Consider the following 19,820-nt stretch of genomic DNA (forward strand, 5'->3'; position numbering starts at 1 on the left):
GAGCGGTTCCGATTCTGAATAATTCGTTTAGTCATTGAGGTACCTGATTAATGGTCAGAAGAAAAAATAATATTCCATCGTTCGAAAACGATCCTCGTTGGTTGGACGTAAAAAACAAAAATCCAAATTCAGATGGCCATTTTGTCTATGGCATTCAAACGACTGGAATATACTGTCGGCCAACCTGCCCAGCCAGAACACCCGATCCTGATTATATTGAATTTTTCGATAGCTGTGAGCTCGCTGAACGTCATCATTACCGAGCATGTAAACGATGCAAGCCCAATGGTGAATCTAATCAGGAAAGAGACTCCCGCCTGATAACCAAGGCATGCCGGATCATTGAACAAATGGATGGGGCTATAAATTTAGAAGAGCTCTCGAAACGGGTAGCTATGAGCCCCTCATTTTTCCATCGGAAATTTAAAAAAATTACCGGGGTCACACCAAAGCAGTTTAGTACCGCTATTCGAATTAAGAATATGCAACATGAGCTGGTTAAACAGAATGAAAGCATAACCGATGCGATATATAACTCCGGCTTTAACTCTGGCAGCCGGTTCTATGCCGCAACGGATCGTTCTTTAGGTATGACGCCGGGTGCATATCGTGAAGGTGGCAAAAATACAAAAATTCAATTTGCTATCGCTGAATGTTCATTAGGCAGTATTTTAGTCGCCCGATCACCAAAAGGCATTTGCGCCATCTCATTTGGTAATGATCCGACGGAACTGCTAAATAACCTACAAGACAAATTTCCCAACGCTGATTTAATCGGTGGCGATACTGAATTTGAACATATTGTTGCCAGAGTAATTGAGTTTGTTGAAAATCCGAATACTGCGCTCGATTTGCCGTTAGATATTCAAGGTACCGCCTTTCAACAACGCGTCTGGAAAATGCTGCTCACCATACCGGCTGGGACAACCGTCAGTTATACTGAGTTAGCTGAAATGATCGGCAGTCCGCGTTCTGTTCGTGCCGTGGCAAATGCCTGCGGTCAAAACTCAATTGCCGTCGCCATTCCTTGCCATCGCGTTGTGAAACTGGACGGTAACCTTTCAGGATATCGTTGGGGCATTGAGCGAAAACGTCAGTTACTTGATAGAGAAACGGAAAAGTGAAAATGATTTACTCGTTGATTAATCACTCACGACCAACGAACAGCATTGTTTAAATACGGTCAATCATCTGAAAAGCCTACCCTATCGTTTACTCCGATAAGATAAGCTAGTCTTAAGACGATAATTAATTTTTAGAACAGGCAACTAGATACAAATCATGAACAGGCATGCTTTCATCAAAACCACGAAGGCGCTCAGAATTATCAATAGCTGGAGCAGCAAATTCCTGTGCAAGCTCTTCAGCGTTTTCCACGCTAAATGATGCATCTATCATTTTACCGCACTGGAAATACGTTCCCATTAATACCATTTTCCCTGGTGTCATATAGCTTTCTTGTTTATTAACCAAAGCAACAACACCATCCGCACGTTTAGCCGCGATAACATAGTTTTCTTGTGAGCGGTCAAAAACGTAATTATCATTATCTGGATAGGTTTGCCATATGCTGGATTTTTCAGCGAACAGTTCCGATAAACTAATAACTGGTTTTAATGCTGCTGATTCAGAGGCGGTAGCAAATACTGATGTCACGCTGCCAACATAACCAGCTAATGATACAACTAAAAAAGGCACTATTTTTTTCATTGGTTAAAATCCTTTAAAATCAATCATAACTATATAAAATATGATGAAATCCCCAAGAACGTTCTTGATTCATATTATATTTAAACCAACCAAATATAGGTATTATATTTACTCACCCCTAAGGATTAGCAATTGAAAAACACCCATTTCGATCCTATATCTTATTTTTATCAAACTCAATATGAATTTTAAATCACATATTATTAACATTTATAAATTTATTTAATAACTCCTTTGCTTTTAGAAAATATGAAATTAAATTCATTTTAATATGACTGGAATATATTTTAATAATCTGGTGAATCAATTTATTTAGGAATGAATTTTATTAATCAACATCACTTTTATCGATATATATTAAAAGATGGTTTTATATAATTTCTAATTACACCAGACTTATAATGATATATTAATTGCCTAACTTGCCATGTTTTTTATAGGTAGTATATATTAACTCAACTTGATATCACTCAATACAACGTTTTTCAGTCGAAACAATACAGCAACCTATATTTTAATGTGACGAGTTTCTCTAAATGGAAAATATAATGGCTTATCTTATCGCTTCAGGTAACTTAATGTTTCACCAAGGTTTACCCCCATGTATAATATTTAAGGATTATAGTCGCTCGCCCGTATTAAATGCGTTGCTTTCCATCAAATAAGCCCTATCTCGCCTTAGAAACCACTAAACACGGGCCAGAGCTAGATTAATACCAGAATCTAAAGTGTAAATTTGTTGGTGACATATAAGACATGATGGCGGCAAATAATTATAGAGATATTCTAATAAATTTTAAGGGAATTAAAATAGAAAAATGAATATATATCCATACTGCTCTTTAAATAAATCACTACTCGCTGTTAGCATTTTAGCCTGCTTTACCCTACCCACTCTGGCTACCACTTCAGACACTATCGAAATGACTGATTCAGCAACGCTAGGTGGCAGTTACTCTTCCGCTTCATTAATGTCTGCCGACGGCACGGTCATTATCGGAGATTCTGAAACCTCAACCGGTGCAAACCATGCTTTTAAATATACAGCGGCTACGGGGATGGTTGATCTCGGTACCTTAGGTGGCAGTGCTAATGTCTCCTTAATATCCACTGATGGTCAGGTCATTGTTGGTCAATCAGATACTCTCATCGGAGATAACCATGTTTTCAAGCATACTGATGCTTCCGGTATGGTTGATCTGGGTACCTTAGGCGGTAGGTATTCTAACGTTAACGCGATGTCTGCCGATGGTGGCGTCATCACCGGTTCTGCCGATATCGCAACCGGTGAAAACCGCGCTTTTAAGCATACCGATGCGACGGGTATGGTCGATCTGGGCACGTTAGGTGGAACTAACTCAAGTGCTATCGCCGTATCGGCAGATGGTCGTGTTATTGTCGGTCAGGCAGATATCGCAGGTGGTGGTTATCTGGCCTTTAAGCATACCGATGCTACCGGTATGCTGGATTTAGGCAGTTTAGGTGGAGACTACTCTCATGCTTCTTTAACCTCTGCCAATGGTAGTGTCACTGCGGGTTACTCGGATACCGTATCTGGTGAGCGTCATGCTTTTAAACATACTGACGCTTCCGGTATGGTTGATTTGGGTACCTTAGGTGGTTCAGACTCTTATGCTGACTTGATGTCTGCTGATGGTTCCGTGATTGCTGGTCAATCAGAAACTGCCAGCGGAGATTTCAATGCCTTTAAGCATACTGATGCTAGCGGTATGGTTGATCTGGGGAACTTAGGTGGCGGGAACTCTTCCGTTTCCCTCATGTCTGCCGACGGCCGTGTAATTGCTGGCCAGTCATATCTTTCAACCGATGACGAGCGCGGTTATAAACACACTGATGCCACCGGTATGGTTGATCTGGGGACTTTAGGTGGAATGGCCTCTACTGTCAACGCGATGTCTGCCGATGGTAGTGTGATTGTTGGTCAGGCCAATATTGCTACCGGTGAAGAACATGCCTTTAAACATACCGATACCTTGGGCATGATTGATTTAGGGACGCTAGGCGGTAGCAACTCAAGTGCCCTCGCTATATCTGCCGATGGCAGTGTGATTGCCGGTCAGTCTGATACCTCAACCGGAGAGCAACACGCGGTTATTTGGAAAATCATTAAAGCTGAAGACCCTAATCAAGGTGGTGGTACGGGCAATGGCAATGGTAACGGAAATGGCAATTCTGGTGGTGAAGAAGTGATTGCTATTGATGTTGATAATACCCGCACGGCGATGAATCAAAGTGCTAGTCGCGCTCAAAAAATATTGGATATCCAGTCCCTTCGTCTGGATAAATTAGCGGCACAAGAATGTCTTTATACCCAAGGTAATGCCTGTGTTGGTGCCTATACTGGCTATCGTCGAGCCAAGAAACTCGATCAGGCTAATGTCGGGGTGACGTTTGGCCTTAAACTCAATCAACAGCTGCGGATCGGCGCCACATTAGATCACAACTATCATAGTGATTTGGGTTCAAACTATCAGGTATCCGGTAATTCTCGCCCGGGGATGGGTATCTTTGTCGGTTACCGTGAAAATATTGATGAATCGGGCTGGAATGGTCGTTTAAGTGCCGCCTATCTCCGCGACAAAATCGATATCCGCCGAGAAATACTCAGCCATACCGAAGCCGGCAAGGGACGTTCTGAATTGAAAGGATATAAAGTAGGTGCAGAACTCGGTTACACACTCGCATTAGATAACACTTTAGTGACGCCTTACGGTAGCTTGGAATACCACAAAATTGAACGTAGTGCCTATCGTGAAACTCAGGGAGCTGTCTTTGCTGCACAATATGACCGGATGGGTGAAACTCGAACCAGCTTGGGTATGGGGAGTCGCCTGACTCAACCATTATCTTCTTCATTGAATTTTGAAGGTGATGTTGGCTTGCGTCATGACTTAAATAACCAACGTGACGGATATGTCGCCCGCATGGAGTATTTAGGGGTTTACGATTATGGTAAGGGTAACAAGAGCCGGACGCGACCTTATGCTGGGGTTGGATTAAGCTATCAAGCCACCACCAATATGAAGGTACGGATCACTACGTCTTGGGAAAAACAATCGTATGGCTCAAATGGCTTTGACAGCCAATTAAGCATGGGCTTTTCATTCTAAATTTAAAAGTGGTAAAAACGATGAAACAGAAGGTCGGCCGGGCTTACTGCTTGTCCGCCCCTTCTGCTTTTTATTGATAAAATCCGAGATGATTAAAACATATACTTAAACCCAGCGGTTACCATGTAGTTACTGTGTTCAATACCGGCTGAGTCTTTCTCGCTACCCTGCTCACCTTCTCCGTAATCATTCATTGATGTATCCCCTTTAGCATTAAGCATCCGGCTCCATGAACCTTCGACTAATACTTTGACGTTATTGGTAACGTAATAACCGGCATCAGCAGAGAAAGAATAGAACTTTTGATTTTTTACCTTCTCTTTAAATGTTGTCGTCCTTAAATAATGCTCGTCGTTATCTGTAGCTTTACCCCAGTTACTAAATTTAAATACCCCATTCACTTCATATTTTTCATAGCGATAACGGCTTGTGAGACCGACATAAGGCAATTTAAATTTCTGACTATAGCCAATAACACTGACACCTGGCTCAAACTCACCAATATCCGTCCCATTTTCATAATTAAAGCTGCCGCCTTTCGCCGTCCAGCTAAACTTACTTTGCTGATAACCCGCGATTAAACCTAAACGATAATTGGGTTCATTTAATATCCAGCCCGCTAAATTCACGTCAAATTGATTGGCATAATTCAGTTTCGTATTCGGATGGCTGCTGTGATCTGTCCAGCGTTCTTGTTCCGGACTCTCCCAGTCGTAGTCATCCATGTGTCCACTTCTGCTTCCCAGCGTTGTCCAGCCCCCAGCCCCCATCGATACCCACGGCATAACATCCCACTCTAAATTACCTTTTATGATTGCCGCATTTTTATACTTCCAGTTGAGCTGGCTTATTTTACGACCACCGTCATCCGGGTCATAAACTCGTTCTTTAGCCTCCCCGCTCAGAGACCCCATAGAAAGTCCGATAGATATTTTCTCAGGGGTAAAATAAACGCTATTAGCCAACGCTGAAAAAGCAAAGGGAATGGTAATGATTGGTACGATTATGTTTAATTTACGCATGGTCATGTCCTTATCTTTTGTTGTCCTAAATATTCCTTTCTTTTATTCCAAAGAAAAAGTTATCAGATATGATTTGATAAAGTACATATATTTTGGTGATTTTTATATAATCAATTAGGAGGATCGCATTATAAAAAGTGAGTCAAAGAACACTAACCTGGCATTTCATCAAAGCTACCTATTAATCATTAATCTGGAATTAGAAACTAAAACAATACTTGCCGTTAACCTGATATTGGTCAAATCGTTTGCCCATGAAGTTGTCTATATCCAGATAAGCGAATATTGTTAGTTAAATAGATACTTTCAACTTCAATAATTAAACATCATTAATGGGAAAAATTATTCATTTCCCTTCATTTACTTACCAAAAAGTTATAACAAAAACTTATCTACGAATTGACGCCTTGAAAAGAGTGCGGGTTTCGCATAACCCACACGTAATAAAATTTGTGGCGCTTCTTGTGCAATCGGTAGGGTTTTGCTCATCTCTTCCCGTAAAAAGGTAACTTCGCAAGGTTGGTTGATATAGGCGTGTGCCATGCCATGATACACGCTCGCTAATACTTTTATCTGCCGACTCAAATTTCTTAATCTCTGAATGACGTTGGATTTACATTGGTAACTTGACCTAATTCCATCGTTTTATGCCCTTTTGCCAGTAGTGCTGCCAATGTTTAGACATTACTCTGATCGACATACAGTAATGAATATCACTAATATCAGGAGATACCCATGAATATAACTCAAATCCGTAACGCTACTCTGTTGATTAACTATGGCAATAAAAGATTTTTAGTCGATCCGATGTTGGCTGACAAACATGCTTATTCGGGTTTTCCTGGCACAGTGCGCTCAGAACTTCGTAATCCAATGGTGGCGCTGCCCGTCAGTTTGGAAACCCTTTTGGATGTGGATGCGATTATTGTTACCCATACACATCCGGATCACTGGGATGATGCCGCCGCTCATCTCATTCCTAAAGATAAGCTAATTTTCGTACAAAATAAAAATGATGAAAAAATCTTGCTATCTCAGGGGTTTACTAACCTAAACGTACTAACAGAATTAACCACTTTTGATGGCGTTTCACTGATAAAAACCCAATGCCAACATGGTTCAGATGAAGCCTATGCTAATCCTCAGATGGCGGCTAGACTCGGTGATGCCATTGGCGTGGTGTTTAAACATCCGAATGAAAAAACATTGTATCTGGTTGGTGATAGTATCTGGACTCGTGCCGTGGAAGAGAATTTACACATATATAACCCAGGCGTGGTAATTCTTAATGCTGGATGGGCACACGTACTCGAATTTGGTCCAATCATAATGGGCTGTGAGGATATTTTGAAAACCCATCATATCTTACCGCAAGCGAAAATCATCGCGACACATATGGAAGCGATAAACCACTGTATCCTGACCCGTCAGCAACTAAAGGATTATGTTATTGTTAATCAGTTCAGTGATGCTGTGAATATACCTGAAGATGGCGAAACGATAATTTGTTAATGATCATAATTTTTGTGGAGTGATAACATGTCAGTACTCAACGTAGCTATCGTGGTTACTCCACATTTTAGCCCGTTTCATCTCTCAGTTCCGAGTATTCTGTTTGGCGATCGCATCTCGGGAAAAAAGCTATTCGACATTAAAATGTGTGCGGAAATACCGGGTGTGGTGGTATCAGACTCGGGCTTTTCATTAGTTGCCGATGCCGGGTTTGATGCGTTACCGCTGGCAGATATTATTGTCGTACCTTTTTGGCACAGTGTTTATGAACGGCCATCGGCTATCTTGCTGGACAGTTTGAATAGTGCATACCATAACGGAGCAAAAATCGTAGGACTGTGTTTAGGGGCATTTGTATTAGGATATGCGGGGTTGCTCAGTGGTAAGCGAGCTGCTACCCATTGGGAGTATGAAAAAGATTTTCAAAAACTGTTTCCTGATGCCAGTCTGGATATTAATACGTTATATGTTGAGGATCAAAACATCCTCACTTCAGCCGGCACCGCTGCTGCTCTGGATTGCTGTCTCTATATTATTCGCCAGCACTTTGGCAGTCTTATTGCCAATCAAATAGCCCGGCGGATGATTGTCCCACCTCACCGAGAAGGTGGGCAAGCACAGTTTATTGAACACCCCGTTCCACAGGATACGGCTGATGTTCGCATTAATACCCTGCTTGACTATCTACGGCGCAACATCAATCAGCCATATGATATCGAGCAATTAGCGCAGTTCGTCTCAATGAGCCGCCGAACGTTAACCCGGCATTTTATTAAGGCTACCGGCCAGACGGTGGCTAATTGGATTACTACAGAGCGACTTCGCCGCAGTCAGATACTGCTAGAAACCAGTAATCTACCCATTGAACAAATTGCCGATCATATTGGTTTTCAGTCCGCTGTCACTTTTCGCCAACAGTTTAAATCCCATTTCAATACCAGTCCCAGTGAATGGCGTAAGACGTTTCAGGGAATTAATGGGCTATCTTGATATCATTTTTTACCTATTTGTAACTAAGCTAAAATTGGCAGATAAAACGATAACTCATCGTTAATGGACAAAAAGGTTATAACAAGACCTTATCTACGGATTGACGTCTTGAAAAGAGTGCAGGTTTCGCATAACCCACACGTAATAAAATTTGTGGGGATTCTTGTGCAATCGGTAGAGTTTTGCTCATCTCTTCCCGTAAAAAGGTAACTTCGCAAGGTTGGTTGATATAGGCGTGAGCAATGCCATCTTGTGTGGTTCTCAGTAAAAAACGTTGTAGATAGCGCCCGGTGTGAATCCAATTAACAATGGTGTCGTCGCTAGAGGTTAGTAATATCAGATGGGAGGATGAATCTATTTTCTTTATATCGCTTGAATTTTGGCTTTTATCGTTTAAAAAGAAGTTAATAATCCGCTTTGAAATACATCTGGGTAAGCTGGGAGCCCCAAAGATAGCGTAACTTAACCCATCATTGTTTACTTCTACTTCTTTTTTGTTAAAGCGCATCCACTGGATTAATTCATTCTTAAAATCTGGGTCTCGCATCTGAGCGGTATTCCCTCTTAATACCAACTCGCTGATTTTTTTGAATACAATTGAATCCTTTTCCCAAAAATAGAGTTTTATACCAGCAATCGCATCAATATCTGAAACACACTGTATTAATGTCGAATCAGAAATCATCTTATATTCGTAAATATTTTTATTGGTTTGACGCTGGTGAACTTGATCGAATAAGTCATTATTTGAAGCTCGAGTATTTTTACTCAAAGCGATGGTAATAATTCCTTCTGGGCTAATGCTAACTTCAGAATCATATTGCATGGCCGATGCAGCGATACATAGGTTTTCCGTCGCACATCCCAGACTGATAAACAATTCTCTATTATGTTTATCAACAACAGGCAGTTTCTTGTCGAAGTCTGGATATATCTCTATTTTGTTATCGAATGGTTTGAACTTCCAAGGCTGGGTGTTATGTCCTGAGGGTGCTTTAGTGGCAAACTCGATCAATTGCTTAAAGCAATCATTTTGCTCCTGCATAAATATACTCCCTGATTTTGTGGCTCCATCAGGAGCCACAAGTATTTATAATGAATTAATTAGCATTGTTTTCGGCTACAGCGCCCTTCTGAACCTCATCCTTTTTCTTGAAGATTAAGTCGGTATCTTTGAACAGAATAAAGAACATCACCGAAACTACCGCAGCAACACCTGCCGGGTAATACCAAAACTCATGCCACTGGGTCAGAGCAATTTCCGGCGTTTTATCTGTGACGGTATTATTGAAGAGATAACCACAAATCGAAGAAGCAAACATCAGGCCTACGCCATTGGAAATAACAAAACGTAAGCTTTGTGCCTGAGCCTTAATATGCGGGCCGGCTTTATGGTCAACGTAGATATCACCAGAAGTAAAAAAGAAGTCCCAGCAAATTCCCTGTAGCATCAATGCAATAACAATCCACATCACGTTATCATCAATGGCTGAGTAAGAGAACAACAATGAACGGATAATCCACACTATTGCGCCACACAGAATGATCTTTTTAAAGCCAAAGCGCATTAAGAAGAACGACAACACAAACATAAATACCACTTCGGTAGCAATACCGATTTGCATCATGGTTGCCGCATTGTCGTAACCTAATGCCTTCAAGAATACCGGAACATAGGCGCTATAGGCGGTTTTTGGAATCATCAAGAATACGGTACAGATCATAAAGACGCTAAAGTTACGATCCTTAAACAGGGATAAAGCATCCAGACACAGCAGATCGCGCATCGAGAATTTTTTACCTTTAGCGTTTGGTGGCGTACTTGGCAATGTAAAGCAGTACAAACCAAGAACAATCGCAGAACCAGCGGCAATTTCGTAGGTTACGGTACTACCGGAGAAACCCATCTGCCCCATAATAAAACCGATACACATAAAACCGAAAGTACCGAATACTCGGATAACCGGGAACAGTTTTACCCCGTTGATGTGCCTGAAGCTGATGCTGTTGGCCAATGCAGTTGTCGGATAGAACAGAATACCCACGACAAACAGTAGCATCAGAAACATCGTACCGTTCTGTGCTTCAATAAAAGCAGGAATACTGAATAGCACACAAGCATTAATCAGGTGCAAAGCACCCATAATCTTCTGTGAAGAGATAAAGCGATCAGCAATCATACCAACAAACAGCGGAGAAATAATGGTCGCTAATCCAAGCAAAGCGTAAGAAGTACCAATAATCGATGACAGGCCAAAGGTACTTAAAACCAGCCCCATAGTCATATTCCATGAACCTTGTACAAAGTACTGCAGGAACATCATGATTAAGAGCCGTGGCGTTTTATTTTGCATTATTATTATTCCTTCAGATTAATTTAATTAATCCGTCATAGGCAACTTCAATAGAATGCGGCTCAAAAATGCTAACGAGATCTTCGTGCATAAAGCCGCTACTGTGGGATAAATGGGAAACAACCAACTGACTGGCGGAATGATAAGTACCATCAGCAATCATCTTTTCTTTGGTGGCGATAACGGTCTCAATACTCATATGTCCGTCAGTGCGAGGATTTTGGTTATAGCCGTAGGTGCACTCCAGCACCACCAGATCCAGCTTTTTATCTTGCAGCCATTGCCAGGTCAGTTCAGGGAACCAGCCGGAATCATGACCATAAAGCATGGTCTTGCCTTCTTTCTCAATAAAATAGATATAGCAAAATTCCCACTTGGCATGGTTCGCCAACAACGGCGTGACTTTTGCGCCGGAGCTGGTTTCAACGGTAACAAACGGCACCAAACAATTAAATTTGAACCTGTCTTTGCTATAACCTGGCAAAACGTCCAGACAACCATTTATCGCAATGTCATTACCAAACACTTCAAGTGGATGAGTGATTTCAAATCCGTACCCTTCCATACGGCTGAACAGATCCCCAACGTTAAAATGGTCTGGGTGGGTATGGGTAAACAATAAGTCCTGAATTTTGGTGACATCAACATTGTCACGCATTACCTGATAACTAAATTCAGGGGACATATCAATTTGCATGACATCATCAATCACAGCGGCTGAACGGGTTCTTATATTTTTACCTTTCGTTATCCGCGCACGCTGACAAATCTCACATTTACAATAAGGATTAGGGATACCCTCTGATGCTGACGACCCCAAAAAATGGAGCTTCATAATTTTTCCTCTCAAATATTACCAAATCGACCATGCAACGATGCGTTACCAGACAATCATCACTTAGCCATTTATCACTCATGATGATAATTGGAACGTGTCAATTATGATAGTCAGTTAAGAATGTGCGATGCAATCAAAGCGGGTTGATATAGTGATAGAGTTCATACAATTATCATTCCCAAGGTATTGTGAATTTAATTAATACAATAAAATCAATGAGGTAAATTAATATCAACATCAATGGTACGTTCCAAAAGATAGCGCGTTCACTAATTGGATACGCAGATTACTATCATCTGCATGAAATCATTGATGAAAACAAAAATTGATAGGCTATTGCACGCCCGCCAGATAGTCGTTGATTGAGGTTAACTCATCTCAAGTGCTAGAATTCAATGCAAAGATTAGCCAGGATAAATTTATGCCGACTATCAAAGATATTGCAAAAATGGCGGGGGTCTCTCATGGAACCGTTTCCAACGTTTTAAACGGCCGAGGAAATGTCAGCGTAGAGAAAATTAAAGCGGTTGAGCGCGCCGCCATGCAAGTCGGCTACCAGTTAAATGCTCAGGCAAAATCTTTGAGGGCTGGTCATACTAATACCATATCCGTCATTTTACCGGATATGACGACGACCCATTACAATAAGCTCTATCTCGGCTTGCACAATCTCTTATCCCGCCAAGGGTATGAAATAGAACTGTATATTACTAACGACCAACAACAGAACGAACTTCAGTTTATCCCCAAAATTGCCGCTAAGCGAAACTACGCAGTCATTACCGTTTCCTGCCTGGAAGACGCCAATGAGTATTACAATCAATTAAAGATTGAGCCGGAAAAAATCGTTTTTGCCTACAGAAATATTCCACATGCGCAGCAATATCTGTCATTAGATTTTCAGTTGGCTGGCCAGCAAATAGCCGAAGAAATTAAAAATAAGGGCCTTAAACATATTGGTTTATATACCGATTTAGGTAAATACAGCTGTACCAGCGAATTTAAGCAGGGGTTTGAACAATACTGGTTATCTCAACACGCTGAACGGCAGCTCACCCATATTCAAACCTTCCCTTCTCGGGCTTATAATGATGCATTCAATTTTTTTACTGATGCTGTTCCCGAGGCTATTATTACCAGCGATATCGAAAAAGCTCGCTACATTAAAAATGCGGATTTTTTAGGTAACCTTGGCAATAAACCGCTAATTTATAGCCTGTCTGATGCGGAGTTTATCGTTGAAGAACGGATACATCAGTACCACATGAATTATGAACTCTTGGGTAAACGTATTGCCGAGCTACTGCTTCATAATCCAGACCAGCCAAGCCAGCCTGAGATAAATATTAAAAACCGCGGGTTTATGTTTCGAAACCAGCCCGAGATCTTATCATCGGTTACCACCACTCGAAGCCTGAATCTACTGACTTTACCTAGCCCATCAACGAATGCGTTGAAAAAACTGTTACCTCACTTCAAGCATCAAAGCGGTATTGATGTTCGGTTAAACGTGCACCAATTTAACGATATTTATGAAATTCTGACTAATCTTGAGCATCATCAATATTACGATATTATTCGTATTGATATGGCCGGGCTCCCCTGGTTTGCCAAGTCCACGCTCAAGCCATTGAAAGAGTTAGGCAGCGACGTTTATCAGTTGCTAACAAACTACTCTCAGCAAATCGTTAAACGTTATAGTCAGGTTAACAATCAGTTTTACGCTATCCCGTTTGATCCCAGCATTCAAATGCTGTTTTATCGCAAAGATTTATTTAATGATGCCAAAATAAAACGAATGTTTTATGAAGAATATAAGCGAGAACTGGCACCGCCGACTACCTTTGCAGAATTCGACATCATTACCCGCTTCTTTTCCCGAGCCCTTAATCCACAATCGCCGTTAGAATACGGTTCTTGTGCCAGTCTTGGTAATACTGAAATTGTCGCCTCAGAGTTTCTCCTGCGTTATTACTCCTTGGGTGGACGCTTACGCCAAGAAGACTGTAGCCTAAAACTGGATCCAGTACTCGGTACACAGGCTATTCAGCAATACGTAGACAGTCTGAGCGTGGTCAAAAAGCTATCGGCGACCTGGTGGAATGAGTCGGTTTCTTTATTTGAAAGCGGCAGCGTCGCCATGATTATTGTGTATATGAATCTGTTTTCTCATACCCAGCATAGTGCTATCTCCCCGCTTGTTGGCGTAGATAACGTTCCGGATAGCAAGGCCTTGATTGGTGGTGGCTCATTAGGCATGTCAAAATTCAGTCAAAAAGAAGCTGAGGTAGCAGAATTTTTCAAATGGGTATTCTCTGATGAAATAGCAGAACAATTAGTCTTATTAGGAGGTACCTCCGCAAACAACTGCGTCTATGATAATCCGGACATTATGGAATATTACCCATGGCTGGATATACCGCATAAAACGGGTTACAACGGAGTGAGAGAAACATTTTTTCAGGACGGCAGCAGTTTGAATTTAAGAATGGTAGAAAAGGCTATTGGTCAAGCCATTGGTAACCGGATAAATGGTATTATGACCACCGAAGAAACGGTGCAATACATTAATACCCGTTTAACCGATAATGAGTTTCGAGGTTAAAACACGATCACCAAGAAAAAATAGCCCCCAATATCATCATCGGGAGGCCAGATGCTGTTAGATAAAATTCTTGGTAAATAAGGCGTCTTGCAGGTCCTCAGCCAAGAATAAATACTCTTCTTTTATACATCGAACTTTATATTCTCCGCTCTCATCAATATCAATGCCTTGTAATTCATGCTCAAAGCCCGGAAAACGTTTACCAAATTCTTCTACAGCCATCAGATAATCAATAATCGCCGATGACTCCTCATTAATGGACTCCCCGGGCATCACTAAAGGAATACCCGGCGGATAAGGTGTTACCATAACCCCAATAGTTCGATCTTTAATATTATAAAGGTCAACCAGCTCGGTATTATCATCGATCAGGCAATCATAAGCTTGTGAAGGTGTTAATACTTGCAGCGTTTCTACGGCACAAGCTAATTCCGAGAGTTTGGTGATATTTAATTCAATATTCGTTTGGTGGATAGCTTTACACAGATCGGCTAATCCCATGCCTTCATAGATAAATGAGTGTGAATAAATATCAGGAAGAATCGCTTTTATTGGTGTGTTGTTATCATGATGACGTTTAAATATCATCAGTAAATCCACCAAGCTACCCCATTTCTCTTGAGTTGCGCCTAAAGCAAACAAGATAAGAATATTATAATCGCCATTCCTGGCCGGCGTTATACGCTGTGCCTCCAGATATTTTGTGACGATTTGAGCTGGTATACCAAACTCACTCATTTCCCCCTGTACATTTAAGCCTGGGCAAATTATGGTAACTTTAATCGGATCGAGCATGGCATATCCATCGGGCATTTTTTTAAATCCATGCCAGGTATCCTTTTCATTCAACTTCCATAATGTCGAATCATGAGCGAGTACAGAGTTTGGGACATCAATAAAAGGCACGAGTTTCCCCTTCTGAAGTACGGTCTCAGGCTGCCAAATACTAAAAAACCAATCGGTTGAGTTTTCTTCAACAATCTTATTCTTTATCGTCATCATGATTTTTCTAAAATTAATTGCATCATCAATAGCCGCTGCAATTAAGGCTTTGCCATCCGTCATGGCTGTCGCGACATCGATAGAGGCGATAATAGGATAAAATGGTGAGACGGTTTCATGCATCGTAAAAGCTTCATTAAATACGGCATAATTAACCGGTGCCCGTTCAGAATTACGGATATGAATCATTGAGGTAGAGCATAATGCCGACAATATTTTGTGGGTTGACTGGACTGCATATAAAGTTGGCTGATGAGGATCGTTTTTTGGCATATCCATCGCAAAACGCTTGGTATAAATAGGATGGAATTTTGCATAAGCATACCCTGCCTCATCAAATTTAATTCTGGGCGTTGAGTTGGCTAAGTTTTTAGTAATGAGCTCTACATTATAAATAAGGCCATCATAGGTACAATTGGTAATAATGGCATAAACCGGATTGTGATTTTCCACCTGATAACTGAATAAGCTATTTTTTATTTTCTGGCGAATATTCATTTCGTTAAATTGATCGGGAGAAATTAAGCCAATGATCCCAAGACCATTTCTCGATGGCCGAAAATATATCGGATTAGCTTGCGTTATGGTCAACTCATGAGTCACGGACTGATGGCAGCTTCTATCAACTAACGTAATATTTCCTTTTAGTGGAATTGAGTGCCCTACGATCTGATTTGACTGTGAAGCACCGCCAATGACATAGAATGTTTTATCTGCGCCAAAAAGAACAGCGGCCCTTTGCTCTGATTCCCCTGGCGCTCCCTTATTCTCAAACCAATTATCTATTTCAGGTGTAACCCCCTCCACATCAGCACTTGAAATATTTTCGTCGAAAAAATTCAGAAACTCACTGCCGATTGGGTGGTTATAATAATCCACCGTCCCCTGATGCCAAGAGTTATCCCAATAACAAGGTTTATCTTCCGTATAATTTTTTAACACTCTAAAATAAGGCGGAAGTAAATTATCAAGATATTGATGTATTGCTAAATGAATACGGCCCGCAATAAAACCGGATGTATCATCATTAATATTGATACATTCATGAATCTCTTTAACTACGTCGATCGGCATCTCAGCTAAAATAGGTGATGGAGATGAAAGAAATATAGGCAAATTATTATTTTCAGAGCGTATCTCTTCAATAATTTTCTTAATGAAAACATTACAAAAATCTCGCCTCAACGAACTACAAATATTAATAATAACACAGGCGATTTCAGATTCTTGATGAATTAAAGATATTGCCTGTTCATATCTTTCTGCGTGAACAAAAATATAGTTCTGCAAAATTCCTTCTGATTTAATCTGATTTAAATTATTGCCAATATCTAATCCATTATCACTTATCGAGATAATAACAACCAACGTGTGTCTACCATTAGAGTCACTCATACTCGTCTCCATGCTATAGTTTATTTAATATAAATTCAGCTAGATGTAATTTTATAAGCTGATAATCAATAGCATACACGTGGCAGAGTGCTAATTAACTGTACTAAAAGTACAGTTAATTAAATAATAAATCACATATAAAAAACAGGAAAGATAATAATGAGATAAGAAGATAAAAATATGTTAATTATGCAACATTTTCCTTTTTTATTATATATTGTATTTTAGCAAATATAGGTGGGACATAAAACTGCCACTTATTTTGTCTGGCAAAAATGATAAAATCTCTGGTAGTCGTACATTTTGTCTTTTGTAAAATATTACTCTTATGAAATTTCACTGTGCGTATTGTTCTATTAACTTTTTTGGCAATCTCTTTTTCAGATAATCCCACTATAATAAGAAAAGCAATCTCCCATTCTTTATCAGATAACATTTCTGATGGTTTGTTAAAGGTAAACTCACCGATATCATTATTAAATAAAAAAATTTGGTGTGATCGCGTTCAATGTGCCGATATGACTAATAATACCCGACACTTTAGCGTTTCTATTATAGAAAGGCATTCGTTCACAAAAAAATGCTCTTAGTTCCTTACCATCATGTAGCGCTAAAACCCCTACCGCCTCGACCTTAAGTCCTTTAAGTCTAACCATATTGTCATGATCTTTTATGATCTCCCTGAAGGGCCTTAAAGATGACTCTTTTTTAAGGCTAATTGGGGTAATTAAGTCATGATACGATTTATTGACGTAGATGATAGTGCCATCAATACTTTTAAGGCACCATGCATCCTCACTCGCCTCCCATAATGCCAGAACTTCTATTGGCATCTTAACCGTCAAAGATTTCAGTTTCTTAGCCAAAATATCTAAATCCATACTTTCCATATCAAACTCCAAATCAACTTAATTATTAAAAAACGTTAAGGAGCAAGCTTTCCTGATGACATAAAAAATTTAATGACCAGTATTAAAATTTATCTTAAGGGAATAGATAACCTTAAGATATATATATAATTATGATTGGAGCCCAAATTATTGTCTAGACCGTAATTATTGGGTGGAATGTGATTAATCCATCCGTCACTGTTATTTGAAATATTTTTAGTATTGCATTAGACCGACCGGTCTAGTAGAGTTGATGGCATGAAACCGTATACTGAACACGATACACGTGAACACCTGCTTGCCACTGGTGCCAAACTCTGTCTCAATTTGGGTTTCACCGGCATGGGGTTAAGTGAATTATTACGCACCGCTGAAGTACCTAAAGGTTCTTTCTACCACTATTTTCGATCCAAAGAAGCCTTTGGTGTCGCTATGTTAGAACGCCATTACGAACTTTATGATCAGCAATTACAGCAGCATTTTAATCAGAAAGAGACGACTCATCGTGAACGCTTGCTTAGCTGGTTTCAGCAAAGCCTGAATTATTTTTGCCAGCACCGCCAGATGGTTAACTGCCTTATCGTCAAGCTTTCAGCAGAAGTTTGTGATCTTTCTGAAGATATGCGTAATGCGCTGGATAAAGGCGCAGCTCAGGTTATCAATCACCTGACCTCAGCTCTCCAAAAAGGGAGAGATGAAAAATGTCTGGATTTCCCAGGAGAAGCACAGGCTCAAGCACATATGATGTATGCACTTTGGCTTGGCGCCAACCTGCAAGCCAAGATTTCACGTAATGCAGTTCCACTTGAATCTGCTTTTGCCCACGTAACAAAAATTTTAGCGGAGCCTGTCTCCTGACAGGCTTTTTTATTTACCTTAATACTAGACGACCGGTCTACTCAAGGATTGCATATGCCAGCACGAAAATTGTTTACCCCACTAAAAATGGGTGCTGTTACCGTACCAAATCGTATTTTTATGGCGCCATTGACACGTCTGCGTAGTATTGAACCTGGCGATATTCCTACCCCATTAATGGGTGAATACTACCGCCAACGTGCCAGTGCAGGACTGGTTATTAGCGAAGCAACTCAAATCTCAGCACAGGCAAAAGGTTATGCAGGGGCTCCCGGTCTACATAGTCCGGAGCAAATTGCCGCCTGGAAAAAAATTACTGCCGGTGTACATGCAGAACAAGGTCATATGGCCGTGCAACTCTGGCATACCGGGCGTATTTCTCATAGTAGCTTACAACCAAGCCAACAGGCTCCGGTTGCACCGTCAGCTATCAGCGCCGAAACCCGTACCACCTTGCGAGATGAAAATGGTAAAGCGATTCGCGTTGATACTTCATTGCCTCGTGCACTAGAAACGGCAGAAATCCCGGGCATCGTAAATGACTTTCGTCAGGCTGTAACTAACGCGCATGAAGCGGGATTTGATTTGGTCGAACTACATTCTGCACATGGTTATCTGTTGCACCAGTTTCTCTCCTCCAATTCTAATCATCGTACCGATCAATACGGTGGTAGCCTTGAAAACCGTGCTCGTTTGGTGTTGGAAGTGGTTGATGCGGCGAGTAAAGCATGGAGTGCCGATCGTATCGGGATCCGTATATCCCCTATCGGAGACTTTCAGGGCGTAGTGAATGATGAAAATGCAGAAGCTGAAGCACTTTATCTGATTGAGGAATTAGGTAAACGTGGCATGGCTTATCTACACCTATCCGAACCAGACTGGGCGGGCGGTCAGCCTTATAGTGATGAGTTCCGTCAAAAAGTACGTGAACGCTTTAGCGGCGTAATTATCGGCTCCGGTGCTTACACTGCCGAAAAAGCCGAAGCACTTATCGAAAAAGGCTATATTGATGCCGTTGCCTTTGGTAGAAAATATATCGCTAATCCAGACTTAGTTGAGCGCCTGAAGCATCATGCAGAGCTTAACGAGCAACGCCCTGAATCATTTTATGGTGGTGATGCTGAAGGCTATACTGATTATCCAACGTTATAAGCATGTCTTCATTAGTAAAAATCCGCCTTCATAGAAGGCGGCATTGCTTTGGCGCCCCTGAGGGGCGTACTAAGCTCGAACCCATAGGGCCCTCGCTTCACATCCCTTTTAAGCTTAATTGATTATCTTCAAGTTCATGTTTCTCTTGATACTTAACATACTTACGAATCATTTCTGCATTTACACCTACGGTATCTACACAATAGCCCTTCGCCCAAAAATGGTTGCCCCACAGCTTTTTCTTTCTTAAATAGGGAAATTTATTAAACAGCCTTATCGCTGTTCTTCCTTTCAAGTGCCCCATTACCTCTGACACTGAGAGCTTTGGTGGGATCTTGACTAATAAATGAACGTGATCTAA

The 19,820-nt window shown here is 40.9% G+C and carries 16 protein-coding genes; 7 read left to right on the forward strand and 9 right to left on the reverse strand.

Going from position 1 to position 19,820, the window contains the following annotated elements:
• Positions 1-50 precede the first annotated feature (50 nt).
• Positions 51-1,124, forward strand: a complete 1,074-nt coding sequence (gene ada / locus BMZ28_RS16280; RefSeq protein ID WP_074824878.1) for a bifunctional DNA-binding transcriptional regulator/O6-methylguanine-DNA methyltransferase Ada — start codon at positions 51-53, stop codon at positions 1,122-1,124.
• 124 nt (positions 1,125-1,248) lie between these two features.
• On the opposite strand, the gene BMZ28_RS16285 is transcribed toward ada, so the two are convergent.
• Positions 1,249-1,710, reverse strand: coding sequence for a hypothetical protein (locus BMZ28_RS16285; protein ID WP_074824881.1), 462 nt, complete (start codon positions 1,708-1,710; stop codon positions 1,249-1,251).
• Positions 1,711-2,528: 818 nt separating this feature from the next.
• On the opposite strand from BMZ28_RS16285, the gene BMZ28_RS16290 reads away from it, so the two are divergent.
• Positions 2,529-4,841, forward strand: a complete 2,313-nt coding sequence (locus tag BMZ28_RS16290) for an HAF repeat-containing protein (protein WP_074824885.1) — start codon at positions 2,529-2,531, stop codon at positions 4,839-4,841.
• Between the two features lie 92 nt (positions 4,842-4,933).
• Here BMZ28_RS16290 and BMZ28_RS16295 read toward each other — a convergent pair whose 3' ends face one another.
• Positions 4,934-5,863, reverse strand: coding sequence for an omptin family outer membrane protease (locus BMZ28_RS16295; protein ID WP_232036547.1), 930 nt, complete (start codon positions 5,861-5,863; stop codon positions 4,934-4,936).
• A gap of 735 nt (positions 5,864-6,598) precedes the next feature.
• Between BMZ28_RS16295 and BMZ28_RS16300 the strand changes: the two genes are divergently transcribed.
• Together BMZ28_RS16300 and BMZ28_RS16305 are read left to right on the forward strand one after the other, a co-directional pair.
• Positions 6,599-7,375 carry an MBL fold metallo-hydrolase gene (locus BMZ28_RS16300; RefSeq protein WP_074824892.1) on the forward strand — a complete coding sequence of 259 codons (777 nt, stop codon included), beginning with the start codon at positions 6,599-6,601 and terminating at the stop codon, positions 7,373-7,375.
• Positions 7,376-7,402: 27 nt separating this feature from the next.
• On the forward strand, positions 7,403-8,365 hold the full coding sequence (locus BMZ28_RS16305; RefSeq protein ID WP_074824898.1) for a GlxA family transcriptional regulator: 963 nt from the start codon (positions 7,403-7,405) through the stop codon (positions 8,363-8,365).
• Between the two features lie 76 nt (positions 8,366-8,441).
• On the opposite strand, the gene BMZ28_RS16310 is transcribed toward BMZ28_RS16305, so the two are convergent.
• The 3 genes from BMZ28_RS16310 to BMZ28_RS16320 are packed head-to-tail and all read right to left on the reverse strand — an operon-like array spanning position 8,442 to position 11,554.
• Positions 8,442-9,410, reverse strand: coding sequence for an Acg family FMN-binding oxidoreductase (locus BMZ28_RS16310; RefSeq protein WP_074824904.1), 969 nt, complete (start codon positions 9,408-9,410; stop codon positions 8,442-8,444).
• Between the two features lie 55 nt (positions 9,411-9,465).
• Entirely contained in the window at positions 9,466-10,719 is a 1,254-nt protein-coding gene (locus BMZ28_RS16315; protein WP_047781056.1) for an MFS transporter, read from the reverse strand.
• A 13-nt stretch (positions 10,720-10,732) separates the two neighbouring features.
• Positions 10,733-11,554, reverse strand: a complete 822-nt coding sequence (locus BMZ28_RS16320) for an MBL fold metallo-hydrolase (protein ID WP_074824909.1) — start codon at positions 11,552-11,554, stop codon at positions 10,733-10,735.
• Positions 11,555-11,978: 424 nt separating this feature from the next.
• On the opposite strand from BMZ28_RS16320, the gene BMZ28_RS16325 reads away from it, so the two are divergent.
• Complete coding sequence (locus BMZ28_RS16325) at positions 11,979-14,162, forward strand: extracellular solute-binding protein (protein WP_074824912.1); 2,184 nt, start codon at positions 11,979-11,981, stop codon at positions 14,160-14,162.
• A gap of 57 nt (positions 14,163-14,219) precedes the next feature.
• Here BMZ28_RS16325 and BMZ28_RS16330 read toward each other — a convergent pair whose 3' ends face one another.
• From BMZ28_RS16330 to BMZ28_RS17265, 3 genes are all read right to left on the reverse strand, one after another.
• A complete protein-coding gene (locus BMZ28_RS16330; protein ID WP_074824915.1) occupies positions 14,220-16,559 on the reverse strand; it encodes an Orn/Lys/Arg family decarboxylase in 2,340 nt (779 codons plus the stop codon).
• A 187-nt stretch (positions 16,560-16,746) separates the two neighbouring features.
• Positions 16,747-16,995 carry a helix-turn-helix transcriptional regulator gene (locus BMZ28_RS17695; protein ID WP_053007591.1) on the reverse strand — a complete coding sequence of 83 codons (249 nt, stop codon included), beginning with the start codon at positions 16,993-16,995 and terminating at the stop codon, positions 16,747-16,749.
• 40 nt (positions 16,996-17,035) lie between these two features.
• Complete coding sequence (locus BMZ28_RS17265; RefSeq protein WP_053007592.1) at positions 17,036-17,449, reverse strand: PAS domain-containing protein; 414 nt, start codon at positions 17,447-17,449, stop codon at positions 17,036-17,038.
• A 258-nt stretch (positions 17,450-17,707) separates the two neighbouring features.
• On the opposite strand from BMZ28_RS17265, the gene BMZ28_RS16340 reads away from it, so the two are divergent.
• Together BMZ28_RS16340 and BMZ28_RS16345 are read left to right on the forward strand one after the other, a co-directional pair.
• Positions 17,708-18,307 carry a TetR/AcrR family transcriptional regulator gene (locus BMZ28_RS16340; RefSeq protein ID WP_047781060.1) on the forward strand — a complete coding sequence of 200 codons (600 nt, stop codon included), beginning with the start codon at positions 17,708-17,710 and terminating at the stop codon, positions 18,305-18,307.
• A gap of 54 nt (positions 18,308-18,361) precedes the next feature.
• The gene (locus BMZ28_RS16345; protein WP_074824918.1) at positions 18,362-19,459 is read left to right on the forward strand and encodes an alkene reductase; all 1,098 of its coding nucleotides are present in this window, start codon (positions 18,362-18,364) and stop codon (positions 19,457-19,459) included.
• A 97-nt stretch (positions 19,460-19,556) separates the two neighbouring features.
• Here BMZ28_RS16345 and tnpA read toward each other — a convergent pair.
• A partial coding sequence (gene tnpA / locus BMZ28_RS16350) for an IS200/IS605 family transposase (protein WP_074824920.1) occupies positions 19,557-19,820 on the reverse strand: 264 nt, incomplete at its 5' end.

Origin of the sequence: Pragia fontium DSM 5563 = ATCC 49100 (genome assembly GCF_900112475.1) — a bacterium.
Taxonomy (GTDB): domain Bacteria; phylum Pseudomonadota; class Gammaproteobacteria; order Enterobacterales; family Enterobacteriaceae; genus Pragia; species Pragia fontium.